This window comes from Rhizobium sp. WYCCWR 11152 (assembly GCF_013087615.1).
GTDB classification, from domain to species: domain Bacteria; phylum Pseudomonadota; class Alphaproteobacteria; order Rhizobiales; family Rhizobiaceae; genus Rhizobium; species Rhizobium indicum.
In genome coordinates, this window is the sequence record NZ_JABFCP010000004.1 from 118,728 (window position 1) to 128,536 (window position 9,809).

At 61.9% G+C, this 9,809-nt stretch carries 12 protein-coding genes; 7 read left to right on the forward strand and 5 right to left on the reverse strand.

Annotation, left to right across the window (positions count from 1 at the left end; genetic code table 11):
- Nucleotides 1-138 precede the first annotated feature (138 nt).
- Both G9X67_RS05270 and G9X67_RS05275 read left to right on the forward strand, forming a co-directional pair.
- On the forward strand, nucleotides 139-525 hold the full coding sequence (locus G9X67_RS05270; protein ID WP_138334848.1) for a cupin domain-containing protein: 387 nt from the start codon (nucleotides 139-141) through the stop codon (nucleotides 523-525).
- A 259-nt stretch (nucleotides 526-784) separates the two neighbouring features.
- Complete coding sequence (locus G9X67_RS05275; protein WP_138334849.1) at nucleotides 785-1,312, forward strand: cupin domain-containing protein; 528 nt, start codon at nucleotides 785-787, stop codon at nucleotides 1,310-1,312.
- 76 nt (nucleotides 1,313-1,388) lie between these two features.
- Here G9X67_RS05275 and G9X67_RS05280 read toward each other — a convergent pair whose 3' ends face one another.
- From G9X67_RS05280 to G9X67_RS05290, 3 genes are all read right to left on the reverse strand, one after another.
- Nucleotides 1,389-2,126 carry an aminoglycoside phosphotransferase family protein gene (locus G9X67_RS05280; RefSeq protein ID WP_138334850.1) on the reverse strand — a complete coding sequence of 246 codons (738 nt, stop codon included), beginning with the start codon at nucleotides 2,124-2,126 and terminating at the stop codon, nucleotides 1,389-1,391.
- A 240-nt stretch (nucleotides 2,127-2,366) separates the two neighbouring features.
- On the reverse strand, nucleotides 2,367-2,948 hold the full coding sequence (locus tag G9X67_RS05285) for a TIGR00730 family Rossman fold protein (protein WP_138334851.1): 582 nt from the start codon (nucleotides 2,946-2,948) through the stop codon (nucleotides 2,367-2,369).
- 52 nt (nucleotides 2,949-3,000) lie between these two features.
- Nucleotides 3,001-3,621, reverse strand: a complete 621-nt coding sequence (locus G9X67_RS05290; RefSeq protein ID WP_138334852.1) for an NAD(P)H-dependent oxidoreductase — start codon at nucleotides 3,619-3,621, stop codon at nucleotides 3,001-3,003.
- 209 nt (nucleotides 3,622-3,830) lie between these two features.
- Between G9X67_RS05290 and G9X67_RS05295 the strand changes: the two genes are divergently transcribed.
- The 3 genes from G9X67_RS05295 (at nucleotide 3,831) to G9X67_RS05305 (ending at nucleotide 6,219) form a co-directional block, all read left to right on the forward strand.
- The gene (locus tag G9X67_RS05295) at nucleotides 3,831-5,252 is read left to right on the forward strand and encodes a PLP-dependent aminotransferase family protein (RefSeq protein ID WP_138334853.1); all 1,422 of its coding nucleotides are present in this window, start codon (nucleotides 3,831-3,833) and stop codon (nucleotides 5,250-5,252) included.
- Between the two features lie 99 nt (nucleotides 5,253-5,351).
- Nucleotides 5,352-5,807: a carboxymuconolactone decarboxylase family protein gene (locus tag G9X67_RS05300; protein ID WP_138334854.1), complete on the forward strand. Its 456-nt coding sequence runs from the start codon at nucleotides 5,352-5,354 to the stop codon at nucleotides 5,805-5,807.
- Nucleotides 5,808-5,898: 91 nt separating this feature from the next.
- Complete coding sequence (locus G9X67_RS05305; RefSeq protein ID WP_171598324.1) at nucleotides 5,899-6,219, forward strand: multidrug efflux SMR transporter; 321 nt, start codon at nucleotides 5,899-5,901, stop codon at nucleotides 6,217-6,219.
- 44 nt (nucleotides 6,220-6,263) lie between these two features.
- Here G9X67_RS05305 and G9X67_RS05310 read toward each other — a convergent pair whose 3' ends face one another.
- Nucleotides 6,264-6,647 carry a hypothetical protein gene (locus G9X67_RS05310; RefSeq protein WP_138334856.1) on the reverse strand — a complete coding sequence of 128 codons (384 nt, stop codon included), beginning with the start codon at nucleotides 6,645-6,647 and terminating at the stop codon, nucleotides 6,264-6,266.
- On the opposite strand from G9X67_RS05310, the gene G9X67_RS05315 reads away from it, so the two are divergent.
- Nucleotides 6,631-7,245, forward strand: coding sequence for a 3'-5' exonuclease (locus tag G9X67_RS05315; protein ID WP_138334857.1), 615 nt, complete (start codon nucleotides 6,631-6,633; stop codon nucleotides 7,243-7,245). The two genes, G9X67_RS05310 and G9X67_RS05315, sit on opposite strands and share 17 nt — an antisense overlap.
- A 26-nt stretch (nucleotides 7,246-7,271) precedes the next feature.
- Here G9X67_RS05315 and G9X67_RS05320 read toward each other — a convergent pair whose 3' ends face one another.
- Nucleotides 7,272-8,135 (reverse strand): DMT family transporter, encoded by an 864-nt coding sequence (locus G9X67_RS05320; protein WP_138334858.1) that lies wholly within the window; start codon nucleotides 8,133-8,135, stop codon nucleotides 7,272-7,274.
- Between the two features lie 88 nt (nucleotides 8,136-8,223).
- Between G9X67_RS05320 and G9X67_RS05325 the strand changes: the two genes are divergently transcribed.
- Nucleotides 8,224-9,633: a PLP-dependent aminotransferase family protein gene (locus G9X67_RS05325; protein WP_138334859.1), complete on the forward strand. Its 1,410-nt coding sequence runs from the start codon at nucleotides 8,224-8,226 to the stop codon at nucleotides 9,631-9,633.
- The last annotated feature ends 176 nt before the right edge of the window (nucleotides 9,634-9,809 follow it).

Here is a 9,809-nt window from a genome sequence, read left to right on the forward strand (position 1 = left end):
GCAGACCAACCCCGCCTTGCCTCAGATACACTGGCTTACAAAAATGCGGGTTTGCCGACACATCCCTGGTTCAATCATCGACTTAAATCCCGATACGGCCAACCGGTCGGAAATGGTCAATTCAGGAAGGATGACGAAATGAAAATGATCCAGGCTATCGCGCTTGCCCTCGTTCTCGGCGGCGCAGCTGCAGCACACGCAGAACAGCCGATACAGCGCACCGATCTCATCAAGAACGATATCGACGTGCCCGGCCACGAGGTCGTTCAGGTCCGCGTCGATATCGCCCCGGGCGTTCTCGCGCCGAACCACTCGCATCCCGGCGAGGAAGTCGCCTTCGTCATCGAAGGGACGCTGGAATACCAGCTCGAAGGCAGAGAGCCGGTGACCCTGAAGGCCGGAGAATCCCTGTTCATACCCTCCGGCGTCGTTCACTCGGCAAAGAACGTCGGCAGCGGCAAGGCGTCGGAATTGGCAACCTACATCGTTCGCAAAGGCGCGCCGCTCGTCGTGCCTGCCAAGTGAGCCATTCGTAGAAATTTCCGTCCGAATGGGGGCTGCCGCGGCAGGGATCCTCGGATCAAGGTTCCGCCCTCGCATGGCAACTCCCTTCGCCCCGTTCACGGAGAGAGGGTTAGTGCGAAGGGCTCCCCCGAGCCGAATGGCGACGACCAACCACACCACTTGCGTGCGGGCCACCGTTTCGCCCTTGCGGTCGCCTTCCATTCACGGCAGCATGTCCGTGTCCTCAATCATCTGAACCTCTCACATCAGGAGGATTACCATGGCAACGTCGGAGCGCCCCTCCTTTGTCGTCCACTGGAGCGAGATCGAACGGCCTGACGACTCGCATTATGACGATGACGACGAGTTGATGAGCATCGGCGCGCCTTTGGGGCGCCATTTCGGCCTGGCGAAATTGGGCATTCATCACGAGCGCTTGCCGCCGGGCCGGCGCACATCCTTTCCGCATGCCGAGAGCGCCGAGGAAGAATTCATCTACGTTCTCGGAGGCGAGCCCGACGTCTGGCTCGACGGCCATCTCTATCGACTGAAACAGGGCGACGCCGTCGGATTTCCCGCCGGCACCGGGATCGCCCATAGTTTCCTCAACAACACGCAAGCCGAGGTGCACCTCCTCGTCGTCGGCGAGCGCCATAAGGCCGAAAACCGGATCTTCTATCCACTCCACCCTCACCGCCGACCACTGCACAATGATTGGTGGGATGACCATCCCACCCATGCCCTTGGTCCGCATGACGGAATGCCGGACCTGGTGCGGGAAGCAAAGGGCCGAGGAAACAGCGAATAGATCCGCCAGGCCGATAGCCGGCCGCAATGCGGTTTCGCGCAAAGCGGAGACCAACGCTTGCCTGGAGCTTCGACAGTTATGGGCTCAGGCCAGCCAACCGCAGCAGCTCGGCATTTTCGTTTGCAACGCCTTCCGTCAGCCGGGCGGCGGCAATCGTGGGAATCCAGGCCAGAATGCTGCTGACCTCCGATCCGGTGGCCGAAGCGTAAGCTTCGACATAGCCCATCGCCCGGTCCGGCATCGCATGGTGCAACAGGACGTATGTTCGGCAGACATCGGCCAGAGGATTGCCACAGCTGGCGTCGAGCCAGTCGACGATCATGAACCCCTGCCCCGAGCCGTGAATATTCCATGGGTGAAAATCGCCGTGGCACACCCTGTCGCCATCCGGAAGGGAATCGAGTTCCAACAGAAGCCGCTTTCTGGACGCAGCATCCAGCCCCTCGGCTCGCCGGATCCTGGCGGAAAGCCTGGCCATGAGAGACGGCAACCCGTCGCCGGGTTTTTCGTGAATGCTTCGATGCAACTGCGCCATGTCTTCAAGCGGCGCTCTTCCTGCCGTCGAGACGAATTGGTTGGCAAAACAGGAGCTGGGCGCGCGATCCATCAACACGCCCCAGCGCCCATCGAATTCACCGACCGCGTGAACCTTTGGCGCCGGCAGCGCGAGCCTCTCAAGGATCGACAGGTTCGCAGCCTCCCTGAATGACGACGCTTTGGAGGCGGCTCGCCTGTACAGCTTGAGCGCCAACGCGCCATATTCGAAGACCTCGGCTTCTTTACCCGAACCAAGGAGCCGACCGATTTCGGTCATTGCGGTGCCTCCGTCTGAATTCAGGACAGCTCGCGGCAGAGCTCTATGCCCCCAATAAAGGCCCCAACCGTGCTGTTGGAGTCATAGAAGTCTTTATGTTTTTGGTGCGGCAAAACTCACATGCCTCGCGGAGTTTAGTGGAAGAATTAAAGCCCCATCTGCATCGCGGCTCGCTGCGGCGTACCTATCGCGCTTGCCCAACAACACCAATAACCGGCCTGCGGCATCGTCGGATAGAAGCTATAGCCATTTCGGCACCTCGACGCGCGCATAGCTGCGCAGCTTGTCGATCAGGGCGCTCGCATCCGTGTCGACAGAGATCGATTGCCTGTGTGCGGCCGGCAGGAACTTCGTCTCGACCATATGGTCGATGAAGCCGAGGAAGGCGTCGAAGAAACCGGCGGAGTTCTGGAGACCCACGGGTTTGTCGATCTCCGAGAGCTGGTTCATGGTCCAGACCTCCATCAGTTCCTCGATCGTGCCGATGCCGCCCGGCAGCGCGATGAAGGCATCGGAAAGCGCGACCATGCGTTCCTTGCGGCTGCGCAGCGTTTCGACGATTTCATGCCTGGTCAGGCCGGCATGCGATTGGCCGCGCTGATGCAGGCTTTGCGTAATCACGCCGTGGACGCTGCCGCCGGCCGCAAGGGCGGCGTCGGCGACGACGCCCATCAGGCCCTTGACCGTTCCGCCATAGACGATGGTTATCCCCGCCTCCCCTAGCGCCCGGCCGAGGGCGCGGGCCCCGTCGGCAAAGGCCTCCGAAGCGCCGATATTGGAGCCGCAGAACACGGCGACGGACTTGATTGAACGTATCGTCATCCGAACCTTCTATCTCCTCATAGGCATTTGCATATACCTAGTCGATTCCAAGCTACGAGTGAGCGTAAAGCGAAGAGAAATGCTCCTCCAGCGCCCGACGTGTACCGATCCTGGTTTCCGCTGTGGCATCGGGGCCGGCACCTGTCCCCTGCACGGAGAAGAAGGTCAGGTCGTGCAGCCCGATCGTGGCGAGGATGGCTTTCAGATAAGGCGTCAGGAAATCCGGCTGGCGGGCGCGCTCCCCGGAAAACCGCCCGCCCGAGGCGATGGCGATGAAGACGGGGCGGTCGCGTAGCGTGCCTACTTTTCCGGCCGCGCCGACCGTGAAGGTCCGCCGCGCCCGCACGACATGATCGATCCAGGCCTTCAGCGCCGAGGGTACGGTCAGATTGTGCATCGGCGTTCCGATGACGACGAAGTCCGCAGCCTCCAGCTCGCGGACCAGTTCCTCGGACTGGGCCATCGAGCCCTCACGGGAGACGTCCGCCGCAGAAGCCTGGGAGATCGCATAGGCCGCATCGACATGGGCGATCGTGCCATTGCCGATCACCCTTTCGACCACGATCGCCTCCGGCACCTTTTCCAGGAGAAAGCCGATAATCGCTTGCGAGAGCCGGTAGCTCTCGGCAGCCTGCCCGCGCGGGCTGCTGCTCACATGTAGGATTGTCTTCATTGACCCATTTCCAAGTTCTGTCCAAATCCTGCCGCTCGCGTTTGATGGAGCACGATGCCGATTTGAAGCGTGGACGTGGCAATAGTTCTACAAATCCGATGGTCCAGCTCCAAGGTCCATAAAGGAACCTTGGAGCTGGGCCATGATTGTGCCAGCCGGGCCGTTATGGCATCATTATCCGACCATCCATCTGAGAGGTTGACCAGCCCATGACCGGCGCCAGGCCTGGCAATATCCCACCGCTCGATCCAACTGCGGCGACGCCGTTTTACCGGCAGATCTACGATCGCTTCCGTGGCGCCATCGCCAGCGGTCTGTTGAAGCCCGGCGATCGAATACCTTCGGCGCGGGCACTGACCAAGGAATTGGGCCTCGCCCGGGGCACCATCGAGGCCGCCTATTCCCTGCTCGCCGCCGAGGGTTATATCCAGGCCCGCGGCCAGGCCGGCACCATCGTCGCGCCGGATCTCAAACCGCAAATGCCGGCTCCAAGCCCGATCCCGCCGGCCGATAGCGGCATCGCGCCGACGAGTTTTCGTCCCGACTCGATCATGCCCTTCCAGATGGGCCTGCCCGCACTCGATGCCTTTCCCCGCAAGATCTGGGCGCGGCTCGGCGCGCGCTGCGCGCGCGCCATGCAGCCATCAGACATGGTTCACCCCGCCGTCTCCGGCCTGCCGGCGCTGCGTGCTGAGATCGCCGCCTATCTGCAGGTCTCGCGCGGCATCAGTTGTTCGCCGTCTCAGGTGTTCGTCACCTCAGGTTATCGCCATACCATCGCGCTGATCGGGCATGCCTTGCTGAAGCCGGGCGATCGCGTCTGGCTTGAAAACCCGGGATATCCGCCGACGCGGGAGCTGTTCCGGCATATGCAGATCGCGAGCGTTCCCGTGGCGGTCGATCGCGATGGTTTGGTCGTCTCCGACGGTATCAGGCTGGCGCCCCGCGCACGCGCGGCGGTGGTGACACCCGCGCATCAGAGCCCGCTTTGCGTGTCGCTCTCCCTGCCCCGACGTCAGGCGCTGCTCGACTGGGCTGCCGGCAACGACGCTTGGATCATCGAGGACGATTACGACGGCGAATATCGCTATGTCAGCCGTCCCCTTCCGGCCTTGAAGAGCCTCGATCGCGATGGACGGGTGCTCTATGCCGGTACCTTCAGCAAGGTGCTGTTTCCGAGCCTCCGGCTTGCCTATCTCGTCGTGCCGGAAGCTGAGGTGGCGCGGTTCGAGGAGATGACCGAGGCGCTGGCCGCCGGCAGTCCTGAGCTGACGCAGGCAATCGTCACCGCCTTCATCACCGAGGGTCATTTCGCCAGGCACATCCAACGTATGCGCAGGCTCTATGCCGAGCGCCGCGAGATGACGGCAGCAGGCCTGGAAAGCGTGCTCGCCGGCCATATGCAGATCGATTCCCAGCCCGGCGGCATGCACCTGATCCTGCGGCTGTTAGGCCGGCAGTCGGACCGGGAGTTCGTGGCACGCATGCGCAAGGAAGGCCTCTATGCGGAGGCACTGACTGACTGGATGATCGAGGGTGACGCCGCCCCGGCCCTGCTTCTCAACTTCACCAATATCGACTCTCAGCGCACAGCCGAAACGCTCGCAAGGCGGATGTCGAAACTGCTTTGAGCGATATCATGGCCTAATCCAGAATGCCATTCATGGACCTTCTGATATAGGCCAAGCTGCACGACGATGAAGTCCTTCAATCAGAAAGGAACAATCGTCATGAGCAAACGCATCGACTACGCAAAGGCTTCTCCCGAGGGATACCGGGCTTTTGGCGGCGTCTACGTCGCCATCCAGAAAAGCGTCCTGCCGAAGGAGCTGGTCGATCTCGTCTATCTCAGGGTGTCTGAGATCAACGGCTGCGCCTTCTGCATCGACATGCACTCCCGCGATCTGCTGAAATCAGGCCTGACGGTGGAGAAGCTGGTATTGGTCGCGGTCTGGCGCGATGCCGGCAACCTGTTCAGCCCCCGCGAACGCGCAGCCCTTGCCTGGGCGGAAACGGTCACGCGCGTCGCCGAAACCGGTATTCCCGATGCCGATTACGCCGCTGCTGCTGCCGAATTCGACGACAAGGAACTTGCCGATCTCACCTATGCGATCGGCCTGATGAACGCCTTCAACCGCTTCGGCATCGCCTTCCGCTCGACGCCGGCAGCTGTCGCCAAGGCCTGAAGCAGCCAGGCAGGCGCTCGCGCGGGCGCCTGCTCCCCTCAGAATAGAGCGCGCCGGCCGCAAGGTTCGGCCCATCAAGGGATTCACAACTATGGCTTGGGCGCTCCTCGGCATCGCCGGCATCCTCGAAATCGGCTTCGCCTTCTTTATGAAGTCATCGCTAGGCTTTACCCGGCTGATCCCCACTTTGCTGACCGTCGTAACCGGCCTGTCGAGCGTCTATCTCCTGTCGATGTCGCTCCGCACCCTGCCAGTCGGCACCGGCTACGCGGTTTGGACCGGCATCGGCGCGGCCGGCACCGCGATCCTCGGCATGGTCGCGCTGGGCGACGCCGCTTCACCGATTCGACTCTGCTGCATCGCTCTCATCCTGGCGGGCGTGATCGGCCTTAGGCTGGTCTCGGGCAACTGATCCGAGCGCCGGCTGGAGAATCGATCCGAGCGGGTGCTGTATCATTAGGGATCGTTGCAGGCTTTAGCCCTTGCCACGTCATCGAAGATGTAGCGTCCGGATGTTTGGTCCGAGCAGCGGTCGATGTGGTCGTTCGCGATGAACCCCGACCAAACGATGAGGCTGAAGCCGACGACAAACACCAGCCCCGCCGCAATTCCAATCACCTTGACAATCCGTCGCACCCCTCCCGACACTTTCGCTCCACGCTTCCGCCGTCCCGGCCCCGCCAGGCGCCGGTAGCGGCCTTTGCCTCGTCCTTGCGGCTTGCCGCGACGGCGATTGCCTGGCTCATTGCCTTTATTGGGGGTACTCCATCTATTGGATACCTCCTTAAATTTATCGCCCAAATTCGTGAGGGTAGTTTCAACGATGAAGACCGCGATCATATTCGACTGTGAATTTCTTTGCCTGGAAGGCTCGCAACGCAGATTTTGGTGCGCGGCCCACGATCCCGATCCTGTCATTGCGCAGATCGGAGCCGTCAAGCTTGGCCTGGAAGGCGAGTTTCAGATCCTCGATACCTACAAGTCCTATGTTCGGCCCATCGATCGCTTCGGCGAGAGGTATCCGCTCGATCCTTATTTCACCAAACTAACCGGCATCACCGAGGAGGATATCGACGCTCATGGCGTGGCGTTGGAGGATGCCCTTTCCGGCGTCGACAGCTTCTCGGGCGGCGCCCGGTTTTGGTCCTGGGGCAAGGACGAGCTGAACATGTTGGCCATCAGCTGCTATGTCGCCGGCATTCAGCCTTCCATCCCGGCCCGCCGCTTCGACAACGCCGTCAAGCTGCTCGTCGCTGCGGGGATGCCGATCGAGGATTTGGCAAAGACACCCAGCAACAAACTGGCCGACTACTACGGCGTCGACCATCCTCCATTGCAGGCGCATGATGGGCTCGATGACGCTCTGTCGATATCATACACGCTGCAGCATCTGATGAAGATCGGGAAATTGCAGCCCGAGGTTTTCGACCGAACCTGAGGACAGAGAAGCGTCACGATCCTCCCCTACCGCGCAAACCTGCGGGCGCCGGCGACGCAGAGGATGACAGCGACCGTGACGGCGAGCATGGCCCAGGTCACGGGCTCGTGCAGCAGGGTGGCAGCAAGCGCCAGGCCGAAGAACGGCTGGAGCAGCTGCAGTTGGCCGACGGCGGCGATGCCGCCCTGCGACAGGCCGCGATACCAGAAGATGAAGCCGATCAGCATGGAAAACAGTGAGACATAGGCAAGACCGAGCAGCGCCGGCGTTTCGATGCCGGAGAAGGTCTCCGGCCGATGGAAAAGCGCGACTGCGACCGTCAGTGGCAGCGACAACACGAGCGCCCAGGAAATCACCTGCCATCCGCCGAGCGTGCGTGAAAGCCTGCCGCCTTCGGCATAGCCGAGGCCGCAAACGACGACTGCCGCCAGCATCAGGAGATCGCCGACCGGCGAGGCCGTCAGCCCTTGCGTCAATGCGAACCCCGCCACCAGCGCGCTGCCGAGAACGGAAAAGAGCCAAAATGCCGGCTTCGGCCGTTCTCCGCCACGGACCACGCCGAAGATCGCCGTTGCGAGCGGCAGCAGGCCAATGAAGACGATCGAATGGGCTGACGTGACATGCTGCAGCGCCAGCGCCGTTAGCAGCGGGAAGCCGACAACGACGCCCAGCGCCACGACGGCCAGGGAGAGAATATCACCTCGGCTCGGCCGCTTCTCTCTGAAAGCAATCAGCAGGCCGAGAGCGAGAAAGCCGGCGATCGCCGCGCGCGCCACGGTGAGGAAGACGGGATCGAACTGCATCACCGCCACGCGGGTGGCCGGCAGCGATCCGCTGAAGATCACCACCCCGATAAAACCATTGATCCATCCCGATGCCATGCGGTCCATGATGCGCTGCACTCCTTCATTCTGCCCCTTATCGGCCAATACGGATAGTTCTGACAGTCACAGTCTGATACAATTTCGCGAAACTGTAATGATGCAGGAAACAATACAGATGAACGAGGGACGCACGCGCGTGGAGATGGTCGCCGCGACGATAAGGCAGCGTATCGCCGGGCGCAGCCTGACGCCGGGCGCAAAGCTACCATCTGTGCGGGGGCTGGCCGCGACGTTGAAGCTGTCGACATCGACAGTCGTCGACGCTTATGAGCGGTTGGTCGCCGAAGGCGCGATCCTGGCAAGGCCGGGTTCGGGATTCTACGTCGCCAATCAGGCAGCCCCCTTTGCGCTTGCCGAGGCCGGGCCGAAGCTTGACCGCGCGGTCGATCCGTTCTGGATATCGCGGCAATCGCTGGAGGCCGGCGCAGCCGACCTGAAGCCCGGCTGCGGCTGGCTGCCGCCCTCCTGGTTGCCAGGAGACGGTATGCGCCGCGGGCTCAGAACACTTGCCCGTGCCGACGGGCCGGCGCTCGCCGACTACGGCTCGCCGCTCGGCTTGCCGCAACTGCGCCAGCTGATTTCCCGCCGCATGGGTGAACGGGGGATCGAAGCCTCCCCGGATCAAATCATGCTGGCCGATTCCGGCACGCAGGCAATCGATCTGCTCTGCCGTTTCCTGCTGGAACCCGGCGACACGGTGCTGGTCGACGATCCCTGCTATTTCAATTTCCATGCGCTGCTACGCGCCCATCGGGCAAAGATCGTCAGCGTGCCCTACACCGCGTCCGGTCCCGATATCGAACTGTTTGCACAAGTCGTCGCCAATGAGCGTCCGCGGCTCTACATCACCAACTCCGCCATCCACAATCCGACCGGCGCAACCTTGTCTCCCGTTACGGCTCACCGGGTTCTAAAACTCGCCGACCAGTTCGACCTGACCATCATCGAGGACGATATCTTTGCCGACTTCGAGCACACGCCGGCGCCTCGCCTGGCCGCTTTCGACGGACTCGAGCGGGTCATTCATATCGGCAGCTTCTCGAAAACCCTGTCTGCCTCGGCGCGCTGCGGTTTCGTCGTGGCGAAACCGGAATGGATCGACGGCCTGACAGACCTCAAGATCGCCATCTCCTTCGGCGGCGGCCGGCTGACGGCGGAATTGGTGCTGAACGTCTTGAGCGATGGCAGCTATCGCAAACACATGGAGACGCTGAGACACCGGCTCTCCCGGGCGATGAGCGAGGTCTCAGTCAAGCTGAAGAATCTCGGCATAACGCCCTGGCTGGAGCCACAAGCTGGAATGTTCCTCTGGTGCCGGCTGCCTGATGGCATCGATGCAGCTGATGTGGCGCGGGCCGCACTCGAAAAGAGAATCGTTCTGGCTCCCGGAAACGCATTCAGCCTGTCGCAATCGGCAACGAATTTCATGCGCTTCAACGTGTCTCAGACGCTCGATCCGTGCGTATTTGCGGTGCTGGGCGACATCTTGGCTAGAAGAGGATGATGGAAGGTGGGCGGTAGCGGGTCGAGCGCGCTCTTCTTGCTGCGTCCGACCCCTCTTTTGAGGGCGCATCCACCAACGCTGACTGGTTAGGGGCGGCATTCACCAACGCCCTCATCCTTGTACGTTGCCGTTGCTGTATAAAGGGGCTGCGCGGCGGAGATGCGTGTCATCCTTGG